Below are 19,169 nucleotides of genomic sequence, written 5' to 3'. Positions count from 1 at the left end.
TAGGAGCTATAGTCATGCGCGAAAAAATTCGTCTGAACTCTTCTGCTGGTACTGGTCACTTCTACACCACTGACAAGAACAAGCGCACCATGCCAGAAAAGATGGAAATCAAAAAGTTTGATCCAGTTGTGCGCAAGCACGTGGTCTACAAAGAAGGCAAAATCAAGTAATTTAGTGTTCAATTCTTGATAGTTGGTTTCGCTAAAAAGCCCGGTCTGTGTACCGGGTTTTTTATTGCCTGAAATTCCCTTCTGTTAATAAGAAATGAATCTGAGGTGCCAAAAGGCAGAATTCAGCGACCTGAACTACACTCAAGCCAATAATCGATAACAAATGCAGTCAATAGCGCTGGAGTCCAAGGTTTGAATGCGTCAATAGTCTCAACCCAACGTCTAGTCGCAGAGCCGAAAGTCACGCCAACACAGGTTTTCCCTATGACAGAAATTCGCGGGCTTGAGGAATGGATGACCACTCTAGCCGAACAAGAACTGCCGACGCTCAACGCGGTGGTAAGGGAGATCTGCGAGCTGAGTGAAAATGAAAAATGTCGCGCGGAGGATTTAACCAAAATTATTTTGCGCGATGCTGACCTCACTTCCAAAGTATTAAAGATCGCCAACTCGGTCCATTACAACCCATCATTTGCGTCGATCAAAACAGTGTCGCGCGCGATTGTCCATTTGGGTTTTGACAACCTGCGCAATATCACTCTCGCGACGACGTTGATTGAGAATTTTTTAAAGGGCAAGCCAAAAACTTTATTGATCCAAAGTTTGGCGCGCTCATTTCATGCCGCCGTGCAGGCGAAAGCGATGGTGCCGTTTTTGGATGGCGATAAAAAAGAGCAAGTATTTATTGCAGCGCTATTGCGCAATATTAGCGAACTTGCGCTTATCTCTACCGGACGCAAAGTGGTAGAAAATTTTATTGAGGCGCGCGATCAGGACCCACAGGCCGAACACAGTTTGGCGTTGGAATATCTGGGTGTGGATACCAGTTTGCTATCGCGCCATTTAATTAAAGACTGGACACTCGGTGATCTGCTGAGCGAAGCCTGCGAAAACCATGTGCACTCCAGCGCAGCCGCGCGCGCGGTAAATTTAGGCAACCAAATCAGCACCTATATCCAGCGGGGAATGAAAAGTCAGGAGATGCAAAAAATTTGTCAACAAACGGCGAATCTGTGCAAGATTTCTTTGGACGATGCAAAAAAACAAATACTGATGATGGCGGATGAGGCTTCGGTAATTGCCAAGATTTATGGTGTAGAAGTATTGATCAGTTCTTTGCCGGATCCAGCGCTAATAGAACAAAAAGAAGAGAGTGCGGTAAAGCCTGATTATTTATTCCAACAGCAACTCAACCAAATTCACAAAGCAATGTTAGCAGGGGATGACTTCCCGAAAATTACGCAGCTGTCGCTTGCGGCATTGCATGAAGGCTCAGGTATATCCCGGGTGGCGATTTTGGTCGTGGATCATAAAAGTAAAATGCTTGATGTCCGTTATGTTGTTGGCAAGGGAACACATCTCTGGCGGCAACGCATTAAAATCAATCTTGAACAATTACACAAAGGTGAATTGTTGCACGAGTTTTTGCGCACCCAACAACCGCTCTGGTATCAACCATCCAGCGTACAGAAAGATATCGGTGCTCTACAGATGATGGGAGCTACCGGCGCTATTTTTCTCGCCCCTCTGTTACTGAATAAGCGTCTGATGGCCTTGGCTTATGCCGATGCGGAAACCGGTGTACTGAGTGCGCGCCAATTTGAGGAATTTCAACTCATTGCCAATCAATTGAATTTAATGATGCGTTTTAGCGCAAGCAGCTGATATAGGTGAGAATACTTGAGCAACAAAAAACCGCTGAGGATAATCCGCAGCGGTTTTTTTTCGTGTATTAATTTATTGGCGGCTAATGCGTTCTTGACGACGCGCCAGTGCCAACCCAATCAGCCCCAGCAAAAATAATAGCGCCGTGGTAGGCTCGGTAACCGAGACCAGCTTTTTAAAGGCGTGGTTATCGCTTTCGAAGGCAAAGCCATTGCTGGTTAATTTAACGCTGTCGAAAGACTCGCTGCCAAAATCAAAATTGATATAGCGGTTGGAGCTGTAACCCAGTTGGTTGCCATTGGCAAATTGGCCCACAATATCGCTGCCGGAATAACTTGCTACCAAGCTATTGTTCAAATAAAAACTGATGAAGTTATAGCTGTCGATTGAGCCCCAAAAAATACCAAAATAATCCGCTGCAGTACCTAAGTTAAAAATGGCACTTTGGGTGGTGGGCGCTGGGTTGGGCACTGTCAAATATTGTGAGTTGACGCCAAAGGGTTGCGCATATTTCCCGCTCTGATTACCAGTGACAAGGGCAAAGTCACCGCTACAGCTGGCATAACCGCAACCGGAATTAAAATCAATCGTCGTTGCGCCGGCGACTGAGCTAGTCACATCGCCCGCATTGGATAAAGAGACAATCGGCAGTGCTTGTGCAGCACATGTGGCTAACAACAGCGGGAAAAGCAACGCGGTAAACAGGTTTTTCATTCAACACTCCAGAAGGTAAAGAGGCCGCGACGGCGTCGGGCTAATAAGCTGTCCAAACAGTCATACACACATTTGGCACTTATCCGTTACCGCTGGATTTTTGCCAACATCATCGAATCAGCAACTTGTAGGCCAATTTCTCCTAAAAATGCGAATTGGTTCTCATTTGTTTGTGATGCACATCACATTCAGAATTCTAGCCAGGGTTTTGTGTATTTCAACGTCACAGAGAGAATATTTCGGCTTATTTTGATGAAATTTGCGCCAAATTCGATGATTTACTTCTATTAGCCATTTAGCATGTGACCATTAGCGATAAAAAACAGGAATTCCTATGCCTGAGTTACCCGAAGTCGAAACCACCCTGCGCGGTATCAGTCCCCATGTGCTTGGGCAAAAAGTGACGGAGATTGTCATTCGCCAGCCGCGCTTGCGCTGGCCAATCCCACCTGAGCTGGCGGAGTTGGTCAGTGGGCGGCGGCTGGTGAATGCAATGCGGCGCGGCAAATATCTGCTGCTCGATTTTGGCAATGGCCATGCCCTTATCCATCTGGGCATGTCGGGCAGCTTGCGCGTCGTTAACACCGACGAGCCACCATCATTCCACGACCATTTTGATTTGGTATTTGGCAAACGTGCTCTGCGCTATTGCGATCCGCGCCGCTTTGGTTGTTTGCTCTGGGTGGACGGCGAGCCGCAGTTGCACAAACTGCTGGCCGATTTGGGGCCGGAGCCGCTGACCGATGGCTTCACGGCAGATTATCTGTACGAGCGCACTCGCAAGCGCAGCCAGGCGATCAAGCAGTTCATCATGGACAGTAAAATCGTTGTTGGGGTGGGCAACATCTACGCCAATGAATCCCTGTTTATGGCGGGTATCAAACCCATCCGCAAGGCGGGTTCGCTGACACAAAAAAATTGTGAAGATCTGGTGCGCGATATCAAATTTGTATTGCAGCGCTCGATTAACCAGGGCGGGACAACACTGCGCGACTTTGTCGGCGGCGAAGGTAAGCCCGGTTACTTCAAACAGCAGTTACTGGTGTACGGGCGCGGTGGCGAGCCCTGCACCCGGTGTAAAAAGCCGCTTAAAGAGGTGCGAATGAATGATCGCACCACTGTGTATTGTGTGGCTTGCCAGAAATAATCGATCAGTAAAGGCGGCGGGTTATTTGCCGAATTTGCGCTTCAGTGCAGCCTCTACCGGGGCGGCGACAAACTTGCTGACATCGCCGCCGAGAAAGGCAATCTCACGCACGATAGAAGAAGAGATATAAGAAAGATGTTCGGCCGGGGTGAGGAAAATACTTTCCATGGTCGGCGCCAGCGCGCGGTTCATATTCGCCAACTGGAATTCGTATTCAAAGTCGGATACGGCGCGCAGCCCGCGCAATACCGCCTGGGCGTTCTGCTGGCGGACAAACTCTACTAACAAAATATCGAAACCGCAAACCGTCACATTGGGGAGATGGGCAAGAGTTTCCTTGGCCAGTGCGACCCGCTCATCCAGCGTAAATAAGGGATTTTTGCGATTGCTCGCCGCCACCGCTAGTATCACATTGTCGAACAGGCGACAGGCGCGCTCCACCAAATCGATATGGCCATTGGTGATGGGGTCAAAGGTACCTGGGTAGACCACTGTGCGCATAGGAGTATTCCGTGGTGGAGGCCGATAGGCGAGGCGCGCATGGTACAAAATTCACTGGTCACTAGCCAGCGCGAGCACCATCGCAGCAGATACAGTTTAGTTGCTATCGGCCAGAGTGTGGCGATGGTACAGGCGGAAGCTAACTTGGCCGGCCTGTTTGTCACGGTGCAATTGCCAGTTGCCGGGCAGTTGCAATTGGGCATCGCGTGGTGCTTCAAGGTAGATAACTGCCGCATCGCTCAACCAATCCTGTGCTTCCAATTCAGCAGCAATAGGCTCCCACAATTCGAGCGCAAAGGGTGGATCGATAAAAACAATATCAAATGGTTTGGGCGGTTGTTGCTTGAGCCATTGAAGGCTGTCCACCTGTTCGACCCGGCCATTGTCGGCCTGTAATAATTGCAGATTACTTTTGAGTTGCTGCGCAGCTGCGGCGTGTTTCTCCAGCAGCAAGCTGGACGCTGCGCCTCGCGATAGTGCTTCCAGGCCCAGCGCACCCGATCCGGCAAACAGGTCGAGACAGCGTGCGCCCTGGATATCCGGCGCCAGCCAGTTAAATAAGGTTTCGCGGATGCGGTCGCCAGTCGGGCGCAGGCCATTGACGTCGGGAAAACTGAGTTTGCGTCCGCGCCAGATGCCACCAATGATGCGCAATTGGTTGCTGCCAGCCGGCTTGGGTTTGGATGATTTTGCGACAGGTTTGGGCAAGGCATTTCTCTACCGGTAGATCAGAAGTGGTAGGATAGCGCCTTTGCCGGATTTGCAGAAACCCTATCTGCCCGGGCACAGCATCCATCTCTCAGGTTAAGACCCAGACCAACACTATGTTTTTCAATCTGTTTAAAAAATCCGATAAGCCCGATACCGCAACGCCCACCGCTGATGCGCCGCCAGCCGCCGAAAAGGCGCCCGCTGAAACGGCCGTTGTGCAAGCGGAGATCGTCGCTGCGCAAGTGCAAGTAGAAGCGGCGCCAGAAGTCCCCGCCAAACTCGGCTTTTTTGCGCGCATCAAACAGGGATTGAGCCGTACCAGCAGCCACTTTGCCGAAGGGCTTGGCAATTTATTCCTCGGCCGTAAAACCATCGATGATGAGCTGTTTGAAGAGCTGGAAACCCAGCTATTGGTCGCCGATGTGGGGATGGAGGCAACGACGGAAATTATCGACAGCCTGACTGCACGCGTGGCGCGCAAACAGCTCAACGATGTCGATGCGCTCTATCAAGCGCTGCGCGACCAGCTCACTGACCTGCTGCGCCCGGTGGAAAAACCACTGGTGATTGACAGCAGCAAACAGCCCTATGTCATCCTTGTTGTAGGCGTGAATGGTGTGGGTAAAACCACCACTATCGGCAAACTCGCCAAGCGCCTGCAAAACGAGGGCAAAAAAGTCATGTTGGCGGCAGGGGATACTTTTCGCGCGGCGGCAGTCGAACAGCTGCAAGTCTGGGGCGAGCGCAATAATGTTCCGGTGATTGCCCAGCATACGGGTGCAGATTCGGCCTCAGTCATCTATGACGCATTAAATGCGGGGAAAGCGCGCGGAATTGATGTGATCATCGCCGATACCGCCGGCCGCCTGCACAACAAAAATCATTTGATGGATGAGCTGTCCAAGGTCAAACGGGTGATGGCCAAGGTCGATGGCTCCGCGCCGCATGAAGTGCTGTTGGTGTTGGATGCGGGCACTGGCCAGAATGCCGTAAACCAAACCGAAACTTTCCGCGATGCGGCTGGAGTAACCGGGTTGGTACTGACCAAACTTGATGGTACCGCCAAGGGTGGGGTGATCTTTGCACTGAGCAAAAAATTTGCGCTGCCGGTGCGGTTTATCGGTGTCGGTGAATCCATCGACGACCTTCAGCCGTTTGCGGCTGAGCCATTTATCAAGGCACTTTTTGACCAAAACTGAAGTTAACCAATCTGATGCTTCCTGATAATTTAGCAAACAGGGTTTGTTGTGATTCGATTTGAAACTGTAAGCAAGCGCTACGACACCGGCTACGAAGCCTTGGCGCGGGTCGACTTTGAGGTGGAGTCAGGCGAAATGCTGTTCCTTACCGGGCATTCAGGAGCCGGTAAGAGTACCTTGATGAAGCTTATTCTGCTGATGGAGCAGCCGTCCAATGGCAATGTATTTGTGGATGGCCATCACTTGGCGCGTATGCCGAAAAGCCAGCTGCCGTATTTCCGCCGCAATATCGGCGTGGTGTTCCAGAATCACCAGCTGCTGTTTGACCGCACTGTCTACGACAACGTCGCCCTGCCATTGCAGGTGGCCGGTTATCCTCATCAGGAAATCGGCAAACGCGTGCGCGCGGCACTTGATAAGGTGGATCTGCTCGATAAAGAGCGCAGCAATCCTATGACCTTATCGGGCGGAGAGCAGCAGCGTGTCGGTATCGCGCGCGCTGTGGTCAACAAGCCCACCTTGTTATTGGCAGATGAACCAACCGGTAACTTGGATCCGGAATTATCCAATGAAATCATGACCTTATTCCGCCAGTTCAACGAAGTTGGTACGACTGTAATGATCGCCACCCACGATGTGGAGTTGCTCAAGCGCATGAACAAACGGGTATTGGGCCTCGTGCAAGGCAAACTGGTCCACGATGGGGTGCTCTGGTGAAATCGAATCGTCCTTCCAAACCCGAGCGCCGCCCCAATCGTATGGGTGCCAGTGCTACACCGCGCAACGAGCGCCCGCGCCGCGAGGCGCCTCCACGAGTAGAGAATGTCCGCCCGCAAGGTGCGGTGTCGAGCCAGATGTCCTGGCGCGACAAGTTCGATGCTTGGAGTGCGCATCACAGCAACTCGGCAATTGAAAGCCTGTTGCGCATGCTGGGCACGCCGCTGCAAAGCCTGATGACCTGGCTGGTGATCGCCATCGCCATCGCCCTGCCGGCCGCGCTTTTCGTGGTGTTTAGCAATGTGCAGCAAATCGGCCAGAGCTGGCAGGACTCCAGCCAGATCTCGGTATTCCTGAAAAAGGAAGCTAGTGCCGGTCAGGCGCAGGATCTGCGCAGCCGCTGGGCGAAGCGACCGGATGTTGTCCAGGCTACCTACGTATCACCTGAGCAGGCGCTGGAAGAGTTCAAATTGGGTTCGGGTTTGGGCGAGCTGGCCAATCATCTCGATGAAAACCCATTGCCAGCGGTGATTTTGGTCAAACCCAAAATTGGCGGCAATGCGCCCGATGCGCTCACCTCCTTGCAACAAGCGCTGGTGGCTGATCCACTGGTGGCCGATGTACGTCTCGATATGCTCTGGGTTAAGCGCCTGCATCAATTTATTACTGTCGCCGAGCGCTTTGTGGTTGCACTTGCGGGGCTGCTGGCCTTAGGAGTGCTGTTGGTAATTGGTAATACTATTCGTATGGCGATAGAAAATCGGCGCGATGAAATTGTCGTCGTCAAACTGGTCGGTGCGACCGATGCCTATGTCCGTCGCCCCTTTCTTTACACCGGCCTTTGGTTTGGCGTGGGCGGTGGAATACTGGCGGCAATATTGCTGGCGTTAGGATTTTGGTGGTTATCGGCGCCTGTTACCCAGCTTGCTGATCTGTATCAAAGTAGTTTTCGTTTACAGGGGCTAGGCTTTATTGAGAGCCTGCAATTAATCCTGATTGCCGGTTTTACCGGATTAATAGGAGCCTGGATCGCAGTGGCGCGGCATTTGTACCAAATCCAGCCGCGTTGATAGATGTTTTCTATCGCGCCAATTGAGAGTGCAACATCCGCGTAAAGTGAACTTTTTGGGTGCTGGCGGAACCAATAGGCGGGTGATACACTCGGGCAATCTTGAAACTGGAGGTAAACATGAGCACAAGCACAAGTCTGCAACCTATTGGCATTTTGGCCCCTGGTGCAAACCTGAATGCCTATGTTCAGGCAGTTAGCAGCTTCTCTATTCTCACTGTTGAGCAAGAGCAGGAGCTGGCACGCGATCTGGTCACCAACGGCAATCTCGACGCCGCCCGTAAACTGGTTATGGCGCACCTGCGTTTTGTGGTGCATATCGCCCGCTCTTACAACGGCTACGGCCTGCCGCTGGGTGATCTGGTACAGGAAGGTAATGTCGGTCTAATGAAAGCCGTCAAACGTTTCGATCCGGATAAAGGCGTGCGTTTGGTGTCCTTTGCCGTGCATTGGATCAAAGCCGAAATCCACGAATTTATCCTGAAAAACTGGCGCATCGTTAAAATCGCCACCACCAAAGCCCAGCGCAAATTGTTCTTTAACTTGCGCGGCGCTAAAAAGCGCTTGGCGTGGTTGAGCAATGACGAAGCCCATGCTGTCGCGGCAGATCTGGGTGTTGACGTCAAACAAGTGCGCGAAATGGAAGGTCGTTTAGCGTCCTATGACGCAGGGTTTGACGCTGGTGAAGACGACGAAGATGATGGCTATGTAGCGCCGGCACATTACCTCGAAGACAATCGCTATGATCCCGCTGTGCGCTTGGAAGAATCCAATTGGGAAGAGTCCAACGTCAATGGCTTGGAAAAGGCGATGGAAAAACTGGATGACCGCAGCCGTGTCATCCTGCAGCGCCGCTGGTTGAATGACGACAAGGCGACCCTGCACGATCTAGCTGCAGAATATGGCGTATCAGCCGAGCGTATCCGCCAGCTCGAAAAGAATGCCATGAACAAAGTCAAAACCATGATGATGGAAGCCTAATTCTCGCTCCAATAGCACCCTGAAAAGCCGCGCTTAGCGCGGCTTTTTTATTGTCTGCCCATTTATAAAACGTATTTTTGAAGGTGATATTGTGGCGCGATTTTTTCTGGTGATCGCCGCTGTTAGCGGTTTTTTCACAGTTGTTATAGGTGCTTTTGCAGCGCATGGTCTCAAGCAAATGCTCGCTCCGGAGATGATAGAGGTGGTCAAAACCGGTGTGCAGTACCAGATGTATCACGCGCTTGTGCTTATGCTGGTTGCACTTTGGTTTAAACAGAAACCTGCTGCATCAGGGTTAAAAGCCGCTGGCCTAGCCTTTATACTGGGCACCCTACTGTTCAGTGGCAGTCTTTACGCGTTGGCGCTGGGTGCTCCGCGTTGGTTGGGGCCAATTACCCCGTTGGGCGGACTCTGTTTTTTGATTGGTTGGTTGCTGCTCACGATTTCTGCATGGCGGACCAGTTCGGCCGATTGATTTCTTTTACTTTATAACTTGTAGCCTTTATGTCCGAATTACCTGAGTTAACGCCCGATGTTGAGTCCGGCGAGGAAGGGTTTTTAATTAAGCCCGAATTTAAACCCAAATCGATCCGCAGTTTTGTGATCCGCGCCGGGCGCATTACTGTCGGCCAAAAAAATGCGTTCGATAGCTGGTGGCCGGTATTTGGTCTGAGCTTATTCAAGGGGCCGATTGATCCGGAGCAGGTGTTTGGCCGCAAGGCGCCGCTGGTACTGGAAATCGGTTTTGGCATGGGCGATTCTCTGCTGGAGATGGCGCGCAATGAGCCGGATAAAAATTTTATCGGCATTGAAGTGCATCCGCCCGGTGTTGGCCGCCTGATTAACGTAGCGGGGCAGGAAAACCTTACCAACCTGCGCGTATACATGGCCGATGCCATGGATGTGCTGGAAGATTGTATTCCCGATGCTGCTATTGACCGCTTGCAGCTCTACTTTCCCGATCCCTGGCATAAGAAGAAACATCACAAACGCCGCATACTCCAGTCAGCCTTTGTTCAGAAACTCCGCCCTAAAATCGCTCCCGGCGGCATATTCCACATGGCGACCGACTGGCAGGCCTACGCCGAGCATATGTTGGAAGTGATGAATGCTGCGCCAGGTTTTGCCACCGAGTTTAGCGAAACCGGCTACGCACCGAGGCCGGATTACCGTCCGATCACCAAGTTTGAAAAACGTGGGGAGCGCCTCGGTCATGGCGTGTGGGATCTGCTGTTCAAAAAAACATCGTAAATTGGCATAAACTGCCTTAATTTGCTAAGGTAACCACCTGAAAATAATCATGAAACGGATTTCTGCAGACAATCAGCTTTTAGATCGGTAACTATTGATAGATTTACAACAGATACGTTTTAACAGCTTTAGCAACTAATCAATCGAGGGAATCAGATTGTCTTTTGGAACCTCGCTATTTTCTACGGAGAACAAATGGCTATGAAACACACACACGTACTTGCTTTATCAGCTGCTATTGCGGCAGTAATTTCAACTGGCGCCAGCGCCGACAACCACAAAGTAGAAATCCATGCTGACGCTGGTCGTACATTTTTTGAAGACTCACTGGAAGATGCCAACACTTGGGGTCTTGGCGTTGGTTTTGCCCTGACTGAAAACTGGATGTTGGATTTGGTAGCAAGTCGCTGGGACAGCGAAACCCAATCCGGTGGTGTCGATGTAGATGGCACCCAATACCGTTTAGATATGCTTTACCACATCAATACCGAGAGCGCATGGCGCCCTTATGTCGCCTTTGGCGTGGGCGATCAGGAGCGTGAATTCAACGCTGCCGATCCGTCTTCCGAGCGTGACACCCTGCTCAACCTGGGTGCTGGTATAAAGCGCAGCTTGGGCGATAGCTGGCAGTTCCGCACCGACGTACGTGCCTTTAACAGCCTCGACAATGAATACACCGATTTAGCCGTAACTGCTGGTATTGGTTTTGTTTTTGGTGGTGAGTCAGCACCTGTCGCCGCTGCTCCTGTTGTTGCTGCACCGGTAGAAGCAGATAGCGATGGCGACGGTGTATTGGATTCTAAAGACCAATGCCCTGATACCCCCAAAACGCACAAAGTGGATGCAGTGGGTTGTTCACTGAAATTGACCGAAAGTGTAGCCATCGAATTGAACATCACCTTCGATACCGCCAAGTCGATTATCAAACCTGAATTTGAAAGCGAAGTAGCCAATTTGGCAACCTTTATGAACCAATATGCTGATACCGTTGTGACTGTTGAAGGTCACACCGACAGCCAGGGTTCTGATGCCTACAACCAAAAGCTGTCACAAAGCCGTGCTGACTCGGTGAAAGCGGCATTGATTACCAAATATGGTATAGGTGCAGATCGTGTTAATGCGATTGGTTACGGCGAAGCCAAGCCGATTGCAGATAACATGAATGCAGCTGGCCGCGAGCAGAACCGTCGCGTAGTAGGCCAGGTGTCTACTAAAGTGACCAAGACCGAAACACGCAATTAATAGCTCCGCGTGTGACGAAAAACCCGGCCAGCGTGCCGGGTTTTTTTATGCTTGTAAGTTGATTAGGCTGGCATAACCCGCGCGGAAATCTGGATAGCGAAAGGAATAACCCGTCGCCAGCAAACGCTGATTGCTAATCCGTTTATTGCCGCGCTCATTTACTGCGTCGGACGCTAAAAAGTCCCGAATCCCCAATTGTTCGGCGATCCAGTTGACGACCTCAACCATCGGAGTGGGTGATGAGTCTGTCGCCAGATACACTGGTGCAAGATCTTGTTTGTGCTGTAGCTCGATCAAATGTGCGAGCACTCCAGCGCAATCATCGGCGTGGATGCGGTTGGTGTAGTGCGGGCTGGCCGATGCACGCTGTTGCTTCACCTGCTCGATCAAGCGGTTGCGGCCTGGGCCGTAAATTCCGCTAAAACGGATGCAGCTGTGGGCGAAGCCGTTTGCTTGTATCACCTGCTCCGCCTCCAGCAAGCGGTTGCCGCTAAAGCTTTCGGGTTGTGTGGGCGATGATTCATCTACCCAGCTACCGTCGTTTTGTCCGTACACGGCGGTACTAGAAACAAAGAGGACCAGGCGCGGCTGTTGTTGGTGTCGTTTTAATCCCGCCACCAGATTGCGGCAGGTCTGCACATAAGCCTGCTCATAACCCGCATCGCTGCGCTCGGCGGGCGTCATGCTGATCACGATGACATCAAACGCTTCGCTGCCGAGCAGGGCGTCGAGTTGCCCGGTCTGGGTGGCATCGCACACGCGGTACTGGAGGTAGGGTAAATCTTCCGGCGGATGGCGGCGCAGGCCGGTAATCCGATAGTGATGAGAGGCGAGTTGCAGTGCGAGGCGCTGGCCAATATCGCCACAACCGATGATTAATAGCTTTTCTTGTGAAGATGCGTTAATTGTCATTTGATAAAAGTCGCCAATCTGATAGTTTTAGGCTATTCACAGAAGTCTTAGTAACGGAGCTGCATTATGACCCTGACCGAATTGCGCTATATAGTCACGCTTGCCCAGGAGCAACATTTTGGCCGCGCGGCCGATCGCTGCTACGTAAGCCAGCCGACCCTGAGTATTGCGGTAAAAAAATTGGAAGATGAGCTGGGCATAGCGCTGTTCGAGCGCACCAAATCGCGCGTGCAGCCCACACCGCTCGGCGAGCAAATCGTAGCGCAAGCGAATCTGGTACTCGAGCAGACAGCGGCCATTAAAGACCTCGCCGATGCCGGTAAAGACCAACTTAGCAGCCCCCTGTCGGTCGGCGCGATTTTCACTATCGGCCCCTATTTGCTGCCCAAGTTTATCCCCCATTTGCAAAAATTAGCGAGCAAAATGCCGCTTTATGTAGAAGAGGGCTATACCCACAATCTGCGCAAAAAACTGCGCAATGGCGAGTTGGATGTGATTATTGTGGCGCTGCCATTCGTTGAGCCGGATGTGGTTACCCAAGCCCTTTATGAAGAACCCTTTGTGGTGCTGATGCCTAAAGACCATCCGCTCGCCGCCAAAGAAGCCCTGAAACCGGATGACCTGAATGATCAACAGCTGTTGCTTCTTGGTGAAGGTCATTGTTTCCGCGACCAGGTGCTCACTACCTGCCCGAGCCTGCAACACCACGGCGAGGCCAACGCCAGCAACGTGCGCACCGCCGCCGAGGGCAGTTCACTGGAAACCCTGCGCCATATGGTCGCCTCGGGCCTCGGCCTGACTATTTTGCCCGCCTCGGCCGCCGAGAGTTCGCTCTACAGCTCAGAAGTATTGGTCACCCGCCCGTTTATTGAACCGTCACCCAGTCGTACAGTTGCACTTGCCTGGCGAGCCAGCTTTCCGCGCCACAAAGCCATTGATGCCTTGCGTGCGGCGATTAAAGCCTGCCGCCACTGATCCTGGCGAGTAATATCTACTTTGGCATCTGCTAGCGAGAGAACCCTCGACCAAATCCCCGCCAGTGCTCTGAAGGGCGTTGGCGCCAGTTTGGCTGCCAAATTGGCGAAGATAGGCCTATTTAGCCTGCAAGACATCCTTCTGCATTTGCCTTTGCGTTACCTAGACCGCACCCGCATCACACCGATTGGCGCCCTGCAGCCCAACGTCAATGCGGTGATCGAGGCGGAGGTGCGCGCCTGCGATATCGTCTTTGGCAAGCGCCGCAGCCTAGTGTGTAAAGTGCAGGATGGCACCGGTACAATCACGCTGCGTTTCTACCATTTCAACAACGCGCAAAAGCAGCGGCTGGTGAGCGGCACACGTTTGCGGATTTTTGGTGAGACGCGCCGCGGCGCCTCGGGACTGGAGATGTACCATCCCGAATACGATGAGTTGAGCGCCGCGGCGCCCCTACCGCTGGCGCAGTCGCTCACCCCGATATACCCAGCCACCGAAGGCGTGACCCAGCCACGCCTGCGCTCACTGGCACTGCAGGCACTGACATGGCTCGATACACACGCGCTTAAAGAGTTGCTGCCCGATGTGGTGCGCCGCCAGTTTAACCAGTCTTCGCTTGCCGATGCTTTGCGCTATCTGCATCAGCCGCCGACCAATGCCAATATCCAGCAGTTGATGGATGGTGAGCATCCCTACCAGCAGCGTTTGGCGTTTGAAGAATTGTTGGCGCATCACCTGAGCCTATTGCTGTTGCGCCGAGAAACCCAGGCCGACGGCGCCACCCGCCTGAATTTGGATGCGAGTTTGCAGGCCCGATTTTTGGCGCAGTTGGGCTTCAATCTAACTCGCGCCCAGAGCCGCGTCGTCAGTGAAATTGCCGCCGATCTGGCCAAACCTATCCCCATGCTTAGGCTAGTGCAGGGCGATGTAGGCTCCGGTAAGACGGTAGTGGCGGCACTTGCGGCTTTGGCTGCCGTCGCCAGCGGTAAACAGGCGGTGATTATGGCGCCGACCGAAATCCTCGCCGAGCAACATCGGCTCAATTTTGGCAAATGGCTGACGCCGCTCGGCATCCAACTTGGCTGGCTGACCGGCAAGTTAAAAGTGGCTGAGCGGCGCACCCAACTGGCGGCTATCGCCAGCGGTGAAGCGCAGGTGGTGGTTGGCACTCACGCACTATTTCAGGAGGCGGTAGAGTTTGCGAATCTGGGTTTGATTGTGATCGATGAGCAGCACCGCTTTGGTGTTCATCAGCGCCTTACGTTATCGGAAAAAGGTACCAATAGTGAGGAAAATCGGCGATCCGGCTTGCTTCGTCCGCATCAGTTGATAATGACTGCTACACCTATCCCACGCACCTTGGCGATGAGCGCTTATGCCGATCTCGATTGTTCGGTGATCGACGAGCTCCCTCCCGGACGCACTCCGATTACCACGGTGGTGATCAGCGATAATCGCCGAGAAGAGGTGATCGAACGGGTGCGTCTGGCCTGCGAGCAGGGGCGGCAGGCCTACTGGGTGTGCACGTTGATCGAAGAGTCCGAGGCGCTGGAGGCGCAAGCAGCCGAGGCGACCTTGACCAATCTGACGCAATCCTTGCCGCATCTGCGTATCGGCCTGATCCACGGGCGGTTGAAGCCGGTGGAAAAAGAGGCAGTGATGGCGGCGTTCAAGGCTAATACATTGGATTTATTGGTCGCCACTACGGTGATTGAGGTGGGGGTGGATGTGCCCAACGCCAGCCTTATGATTATCGAAAACCCCGAGCGGCTTGGCCTTGCGCAATTGCATCAGCTGCGTGGCCGCGTAGGGCGCGGTTCGGCGGCGAGCCACTGCGTGCTGTTGTACGGTTCGCCACTATCGCATAACAGCCGCGAGCGCTTGCGGGTGATGCGTGAAAGCAGCGACGGCTTTTATATCGCCGAACAGGACTTACTGCTGCGTGGACCTGGCGAAGTGTTGGGAACCCGCCAAACCGGTGAAATGCAATTCAAAATCGCCGATTTGCAGCGCGACAGTCATTTACTACCCGAAGTCAAAGATGCCGCGCTCTTATTAATGAGTGATTATCCACAGCTGTGCGGCCAGTTAGTGTTGCGCTGGTTGGGTGAAAACCAACGCTATCTACAGGTATAACGATTGGCTTATAAGGATTTGGCGGATGTTTCTTCCTGTGGATGAGAATTGTTCCATTTTTTGACCGAGTTATCGATATCTTCCACCAGATTGCCCTGTGCACCCCTAAATCTCGACTATGCTTGGATAGATCGTCTGCCGGGAAACAATGCGCTCCGCCAATTATGTTGTTTGACTATATGAGAATTGCTTTTACTGGATTACACTCGTCAGACTAAAGCGGCCCAGAGTCATTTAAACCTATGCATATCAACCACTTGGAATTAAAAAGAGGAGTAGGCCGTGTCAGTCCCTACCAGTGTTCAATCATTGCTCAACAAGCAAAATGTGCATTATCAGGTGTCTGAAGTGCCAGTGAATGAGAATGAACGAGCGCTCTGGCATGACCAGCATTTACGTACTATGAGCGCAGCTAAGTCAGTAATCCTGCAGGACGGCAAAGGTCGGGTACAGGTGATTTTTGCAGCGGATCGCCTGCTGGATCTCAAGGCGGTCAACCGTCAATTAAGCCGCGAACTCCATGCCGCCAAACCGGAGGATGTCCATAAATTCTGTGTATCCCACAATCTGCAATCCATACCTGCGCTTCCCAAGCTCGCCGGCCTGCTGACGCTGATCGACCGCAGTCTGGTTGAGCGTAGTGAACTCTTGGCCGATTCGGGCGATGAGAAACAGCTGCTGCGTTTTAGCCGCGAAGAATTCCAGCAAATTATGGATGATGCGACTATTTGCGATATAGCCGTGCCGCTTGAGCCGCTGGAGGTGGACGATACCAGTACCAGCGATACCGATCAGATCCTCGGTGCAGTGCGCAATTTCACCCAACTGCGGGTGAAGCAGCGCTTAGAGGAAACCCTCGAATTACCGCCTTTATCGGATACTGCCCAGCGCATTATCAAGCTGCGTGTTAACCCCAATGCCGATATCAGCGATCTCGCCCAAATTGTGGAGACTGACCCTAGCCTTGCCGCGCAAGTGGTGAGCTGGGCAGCGTCGCCTTACTATTCGGCGCCGGGCAAAATCAAATCCATCCACGACGCCATAGTGCGGGTGCTGGGTTTTGACATGGTGCTCAATCTGGCGCTGGGCTTGTCGCTTGGTAAAGCCATGACCATCCCCAAAGAAGGCCCTCACGGTGCACTGCCTTACTGGCAGCAAGCGGTGTATATGGCAGCCACGATTGAAGGTTTGGTAACTGCCATTCCGCGCGACCACCGCCCCAGTTTTGGTATGGCCTACCTGTGCGGCCTGCTGCATAACTTCGGCTACCTGATTCTCGCAGAGGTGTTTCCACCCTATTTCCACAACTACTGCGAACTGGCGGATACCAATCCCCATGTGGATCATCAAGCCGTAGAGCGCCATTTGCTCGGCGTTACCCGCGAGCAACTAGGGGCAGCGTTGATGTCGCTGTGGTCGATGCCGGAGGAAGTTGTAGTGGGCTTGCGCCACCAGAACAATCCGCATTACCAGGGTGAGTACGCTGCTTACGCGAAGCTGATCTTTGTGGCACAGCGCTTGTTGCACCAGCACAATATTGGCCGCGGACCGAAATTGGCAATTCCTCCGCAGGTGTTTGAAGATTTGCATCTTGATCCGGAAAAAGCCTATACCACCGTGGCGAATATTATTGAGTCCAGCGATGACCTCAAACATATCGCCCATGAGCTGTCGCCGCACCACTAACAGCTAGATCAGCGGCAGCCAAAACCCCTTTCGAGGGGTTTTTTGTTTATGGTGTAAGTGATTTTTGATCGGTATGCTGCAGGTCATCTCCCACCAGATTGAGTAATGATTTATGAACGATTTCCCCGCTGCCGAGGCGGCCGCTATTTTGGTTGAACGCCGTATTAGTGGCAGTCAGTCTGAGCGATTGCCTGAACACTGCCGCCCACAAAATCTGGACCAGGCGCTGGCGATCCAGGCCGCTGTCACTGATGCGTGGTGCGAAAAAATGGACGACAGCATCGGTGGCTGGAAATGCCTGTTACCACCGGAAGACAAGTTGGTTATCGGCCCGATTTACACCCGCACTATAGACTCTGTACCACCGGTCAGCCTCTGGACTAAAACCACGGCTGAGGGCGAGAGAGCACGTATAGAACCTGAACTCGCGTTCTTTTTCGGCCAGGATTTACCTGCGCGCGCTGAGCCATATACCCCCACCGAAGTTGATGCCGCCATCGTCCGCACCCATATGGCATTGGAGTTGATCAACAGCCGCTACGCCGACCCGGCCAGCTGTGAATTCCCTGAAATGCTCGCCGATGGTCTCGTTAACCAGGGCCTGTTTATCGGCCCGCAGGTGGATTGCGCCAGCGCCCGTGGCGCCAGCAGCTTTACAGTGACCATGACCTGCGCCACTGGCGAAGTGATCGAGCGGCAGGGGCAGCACCCTAATACCCATCCGCGCGCGCCGCTCTATTGGCTGGCCGAATTCCTGCGCAGCAGGGGGGAGGGCATAGTCGCCGGACAGGCAGTGATTACCGGTTCCTATGCCGGGGTGATTGAAGTGCCACTCAACACCGATATCCGGATCGACTATGCTGGTTTAGGCAGCATGCAGGTGAGTTTTATGGCCAAACAGACCGCATAAAGGAGTAGAAACCAATGAGCCATGATGAATCACAACCGTTTTTTTCCTGCGACATTCCCGTCCGCTGGGGCGATATGGACGCCTATGGCCACGTCAATAATACGCTCTACTTTCGCTACTTTGAGGAAGCGCGTTTTATGTGGATGCTGGAGAAAGGGCTACCCCTCAAAAGTGATACTCACCCAGTAGTCGTCACTATTGGCTGCACATTTTTGCGCCCGATTTTCCACCCCGAGACCCTGCGTATTGACGTCTTTATCAGCGAGCCGGGGCGTTCCAGCTTTATGGTCAAGTACAAGATCTACACCGCATCCCAACCGGACACCACGGCGGCAGAGGGCTATTCCAAAGTGGTGTGGGTGAGCAGTGTTGATGGCCGGTCGGTCCCGTTGCCCGATCTGGTGCGCGGCTGGTTTGGCAGTTGACCATGCCGCTGTGGCTGGAGGCGGGCGCTTGGGGGCTTATCGCCGCCAGCGCACTCTTACTGGGTTCGGCATTGGGCTGGTTTATCTACTTTCCCCCCAAAGTTGTCGCTTACATCATGGCTTTCGGCAGTGGCGTTTTATTTGCGGCGCTCAGTTTTGATTTGGTAGATGGTGCTTTGGCCGAAGCGGGTATGGGCTGGATTGCGGGTGGTTTTATGCTGGGTGCAGCGGGTTTTTCGCTGATCAACCACTGGCTGAATACATCCGGCGTCAAACATCGCAAACGTTCCCACAGCCAGCAACCGGCGGCGAACAATACCGGCGTGGCGATTGCGGCGGGCACCTTGCTCGATGGTCTACCCGAATCCATTGCGATAGGCTTGCTGGTTGCCAGCGGTGGCAAACTCAGCCTCGCCACTATCGCTGCTATTTTTATTTCCAATATTCCTGAAGCGCTTTCCAGTACTGCCGGTATGCGCCGTGCCGGCCATGGTGGTTGGTTTATGTTGCGGCTCTGGGGTGGTATGGCAGTCTTATCGGGGGTATTTGCGATTATCGGTGCTGTGTTTTTTGGCGGCGCGCCCGGGCACATCAAAGCGCTGATAACCTGCATCGCCGCCGGCGGCATTTTTGCGATGCTGGTGGAGACTATGATCCCCGAAGCCTTTGCCGAAACCCATGAGCTGTCAGGATTGATTGCCGCGGCTGGCTTTATCGCCGCTGTTACCATGCAGGCATTGGAAACCTGAATCCCTATC

Annotated in this window: 20 protein-coding genes; 16 read left to right on the top strand and 4 right to left on the bottom strand. The window is 53.0% G+C overall.

From position 1 onward, the window contains the following. Nucleotides 1-14 precede the first annotated feature (14 nt). Together rpmG and J2X05_RS03760 are read left to right on the top strand one after the other, a co-directional pair. Entirely contained in the window at nucleotides 15-170 is a 156-nt protein-coding gene (gene rpmG, locus J2X05_RS03765; RefSeq protein ID WP_007639321.1) for a 50S ribosomal protein L33, read from the top strand. Between the two features lie 264 nt (nucleotides 171-434). Next, nucleotides 435-1,835 carry an HDOD domain-containing protein gene (locus J2X05_RS03760; RefSeq protein WP_310068818.1) on the top strand — a complete coding sequence of 467 codons (1,401 nt, stop codon included), beginning with the start codon at nucleotides 435-437 and terminating at the stop codon, nucleotides 1,833-1,835. Between the two features lie 72 nt (nucleotides 1,836-1,907). Here the strand turns inward: J2X05_RS03760 and J2X05_RS03755 are convergent, their stop codons facing one another. Further along, nucleotides 1,908-2,549: an Npun_F0296 family exosortase-dependent surface protein gene (locus J2X05_RS03755; RefSeq protein WP_310068816.1), complete on the bottom strand. Its 642-nt coding sequence runs from the start codon at nucleotides 2,547-2,549 to the stop codon at nucleotides 1,908-1,910. Between the two features lie 334 nt (nucleotides 2,550-2,883). Here J2X05_RS03755 and mutM point away from each other — a divergent pair, with 334 nt between their 5' ends. Beyond that, on the top strand, nucleotides 2,884-3,696 hold the full coding sequence (gene mutM / locus J2X05_RS03750; protein ID WP_310068813.1) for a bifunctional DNA-formamidopyrimidine glycosylase/DNA-(apurinic or apyrimidinic site) lyase: 813 nt from the start codon (nucleotides 2,884-2,886) through the stop codon (nucleotides 3,694-3,696). 21 nt (nucleotides 3,697-3,717) lie between these two features. Here the strand turns inward: mutM and coaD are convergent, their stop codons facing one another. Beyond that, the gene (coaD, locus tag J2X05_RS03745) at nucleotides 3,718-4,197 is read right to left on the bottom strand and encodes a pantetheine-phosphate adenylyltransferase (RefSeq protein WP_310068811.1); all 480 of its coding nucleotides are present in this window, start codon (nucleotides 4,195-4,197) and stop codon (nucleotides 3,718-3,720) included. 96 nt (nucleotides 4,198-4,293) lie between these two features. Further along, on the bottom strand, nucleotides 4,294-4,905 hold the full coding sequence (gene rsmD, locus J2X05_RS03740) for a 16S rRNA (guanine(966)-N(2))-methyltransferase RsmD (protein WP_310068808.1): 612 nt from the start codon (nucleotides 4,903-4,905) through the stop codon (nucleotides 4,294-4,296). Between the two features lie 116 nt (nucleotides 4,906-5,021). Between rsmD and ftsY the strand changes: the two genes are divergently transcribed. The 7 genes from ftsY (at nucleotide 5,022) to J2X05_RS03705 (ending at nucleotide 11,367) form a co-directional block, all read left to right on the top strand. Beyond that, nucleotides 5,022-6,107, top strand: coding sequence for a signal recognition particle-docking protein FtsY (gene ftsY, locus J2X05_RS03735; protein WP_310068805.1), 1,086 nt, complete (start codon nucleotides 5,022-5,024; stop codon nucleotides 6,105-6,107). Nucleotides 6,108-6,155: 48 nt separating this feature from the next. Beyond that, nucleotides 6,156-6,824, top strand: coding sequence for a cell division ATP-binding protein FtsE (gene ftsE / locus J2X05_RS03730; protein WP_310068802.1), 669 nt, complete (start codon nucleotides 6,156-6,158; stop codon nucleotides 6,822-6,824). Next, nucleotides 6,821-7,894 (top strand): permease-like cell division protein FtsX, encoded by a 1,074-nt coding sequence (ftsX, locus tag J2X05_RS03725; protein WP_310068798.1) that lies wholly within the window; start codon nucleotides 6,821-6,823, stop codon nucleotides 7,892-7,894. Before ftsE ends, ftsX begins: the two co-directional genes overlap by 4 nt. 119 nt (nucleotides 7,895-8,013) lie before the next feature. Then, complete coding sequence (gene rpoH, locus J2X05_RS03720) at nucleotides 8,014-8,874, top strand: RNA polymerase sigma factor RpoH (protein ID WP_310068795.1); 861 nt, start codon at nucleotides 8,014-8,016, stop codon at nucleotides 8,872-8,874. Nucleotides 8,875-8,965: 91 nt separating this feature from the next. Continuing rightward, nucleotides 8,966-9,349 (top strand): DUF423 domain-containing protein, encoded by a 384-nt coding sequence (locus J2X05_RS03715; protein ID WP_310068791.1) that lies wholly within the window; start codon nucleotides 8,966-8,968, stop codon nucleotides 9,347-9,349. Between the two features lie 29 nt (nucleotides 9,350-9,378). After that, the gene (gene trmB, locus J2X05_RS03710) at nucleotides 9,379-10,125 is read left to right on the top strand and encodes a tRNA (guanosine(46)-N7)-methyltransferase TrmB (RefSeq protein ID WP_310068789.1); all 747 of its coding nucleotides are present in this window, start codon (nucleotides 9,379-9,381) and stop codon (nucleotides 10,123-10,125) included. Between the two features lie 201 nt (nucleotides 10,126-10,326). Next, nucleotides 10,327-11,367, top strand: coding sequence for an OmpA family protein (locus J2X05_RS03705; protein ID WP_310068786.1), 1,041 nt, complete (start codon nucleotides 10,327-10,329; stop codon nucleotides 11,365-11,367). Nucleotides 11,368-11,412: 45 nt separating this feature from the next. On the opposite strand, the gene J2X05_RS03700 is transcribed toward J2X05_RS03705, so the two are convergent. Beyond that, entirely contained in the window at nucleotides 11,413-12,279 is an 867-nt protein-coding gene (locus J2X05_RS03700; RefSeq protein WP_310068783.1) for an SDR family oxidoreductase, read from the bottom strand. A 66-nt stretch (nucleotides 12,280-12,345) separates the two neighbouring features. On the opposite strand from J2X05_RS03700, the gene J2X05_RS03695 reads away from it, so the two are divergent. The 6 genes from J2X05_RS03695 to J2X05_RS03670 all read left to right on the top strand — a co-directional run bounded on the left by J2X05_RS03695 (nucleotide 12,346) and on the right by J2X05_RS03670 (nucleotide 19,160). Then, complete coding sequence (locus tag J2X05_RS03695; protein ID WP_310068780.1) at nucleotides 12,346-13,254, top strand: hydrogen peroxide-inducible genes activator; 909 nt, start codon at nucleotides 12,346-12,348, stop codon at nucleotides 13,252-13,254. Nucleotides 13,255-13,266: 12 nt separating this feature from the next. Continuing rightward, nucleotides 13,267-15,390, top strand: a complete 2,124-nt coding sequence (gene recG, locus J2X05_RS03690; RefSeq protein ID WP_310069450.1) for an ATP-dependent DNA helicase RecG — start codon at nucleotides 13,267-13,269, stop codon at nucleotides 15,388-15,390. A gap of 282 nt (nucleotides 15,391-15,672) precedes the next feature. After that, on the top strand, nucleotides 15,673-17,076 hold the full coding sequence (locus J2X05_RS03685; protein WP_310068778.1) for an HDOD domain-containing protein: 1,404 nt from the start codon (nucleotides 15,673-15,675) through the stop codon (nucleotides 17,074-17,076). Between the two features lie 112 nt (nucleotides 17,077-17,188). Continuing rightward, a complete protein-coding gene (locus J2X05_RS03680; protein WP_310068776.1) occupies nucleotides 17,189-17,986 on the top strand; it encodes a hydratase in 798 nt (265 codons plus the stop codon). A gap of 14 nt (nucleotides 17,987-18,000) precedes the next feature. After that, the gene (locus J2X05_RS03675) at nucleotides 18,001-18,411 is read left to right on the top strand and encodes an acyl-CoA thioesterase (protein ID WP_310068773.1); all 411 of its coding nucleotides are present in this window, start codon (nucleotides 18,001-18,003) and stop codon (nucleotides 18,409-18,411) included. Nucleotides 18,412-18,413: 2 nt separating this feature from the next. Next, nucleotides 18,414-19,160 (top strand): ZIP family metal transporter, encoded by a 747-nt coding sequence (locus J2X05_RS03670; protein WP_310068770.1) that lies wholly within the window; start codon nucleotides 18,414-18,416, stop codon nucleotides 19,158-19,160. Nucleotides 19,161-19,169 lie beyond the last annotated feature (9 nt).

The sequence above is a fragment of the Cellvibrio fibrivorans genome (assembly GCF_031457055.1).
Taxonomy (GTDB): domain Bacteria; phylum Pseudomonadota; class Gammaproteobacteria; order Pseudomonadales; family Cellvibrionaceae; genus Cellvibrio; species Cellvibrio fibrivorans.
The sequence above is the reverse complement of the archived record's forward strand: the minus strand, read 5'-3'. Positions and strand labels throughout refer to the sequence as shown.

Bases quoted from the DNA above. Each gene is read 5' to 3' on its own strand.
- rpmG (WP_007639321.1), top strand. From the start codon at position 15: ATGCGCGAAAAAATTCGTCTGAACTCTTCTGCTGGTACTGGTCACTTC.
- J2X05_RS03760 (WP_310068818.1), top strand. From the start codon at position 435: ATGACAGAAATTCGCGGGCTTGAGGAATGGATGACCACTCTAGCCGAA.
- J2X05_RS03755 (WP_310068816.1), bottom strand. From the start codon at position 2,549: ATGAAAAACCTGTTTACCGCGTTGCTTTTCCCGCTGTTGTTAGCCACA.
- mutM (WP_310068813.1), top strand. From the start codon at position 2,884: ATGCCTGAGTTACCCGAAGTCGAAACCACCCTGCGCGGTATCAGTCCC.
- coaD (WP_310068811.1), bottom strand. From the start codon at position 4,197: ATGCGCACAGTGGTCTACCCAGGTACCTTTGACCCCATCACCAATGGC.
- ftsY (WP_310068805.1), top strand. From the start codon at position 5,022: ATGTTTTTCAATCTGTTTAAAAAATCCGATAAGCCCGATACCGCAACG.
- rpoH (WP_310068795.1), top strand. From the start codon at position 8,014: ATGAGCACAAGCACAAGTCTGCAACCTATTGGCATTTTGGCCCCTGGT.
- trmB (WP_310068789.1), top strand. From the start codon at position 9,379: ATGTCCGAATTACCTGAGTTAACGCCCGATGTTGAGTCCGGCGAGGAA.
- J2X05_RS03705 (WP_310068786.1), top strand. From the start codon at position 10,327: ATGAAACACACACACGTACTTGCTTTATCAGCTGCTATTGCGGCAGTA.
- J2X05_RS03700 (WP_310068783.1), bottom strand. From the start codon at position 12,279: ATGACAATTAACGCATCTTCACAAGAAAAGCTATTAATCATCGGTTGT.
- J2X05_RS03695 (WP_310068780.1), top strand. From the start codon at position 12,346: ATGACCCTGACCGAATTGCGCTATATAGTCACGCTTGCCCAGGAGCAA.
- J2X05_RS03680 (WP_310068776.1), top strand. From the start codon at position 17,189: ATGAACGATTTCCCCGCTGCCGAGGCGGCCGCTATTTTGGTTGAACGC.
- J2X05_RS03675 (WP_310068773.1), top strand. From the start codon at position 18,001: ATGAGCCATGATGAATCACAACCGTTTTTTTCCTGCGACATTCCCGTC.
- J2X05_RS03670 (WP_310068770.1), top strand. From the start codon at position 18,414: ATGCCGCTGTGGCTGGAGGCGGGCGCTTGGGGGCTTATCGCCGCCAGC.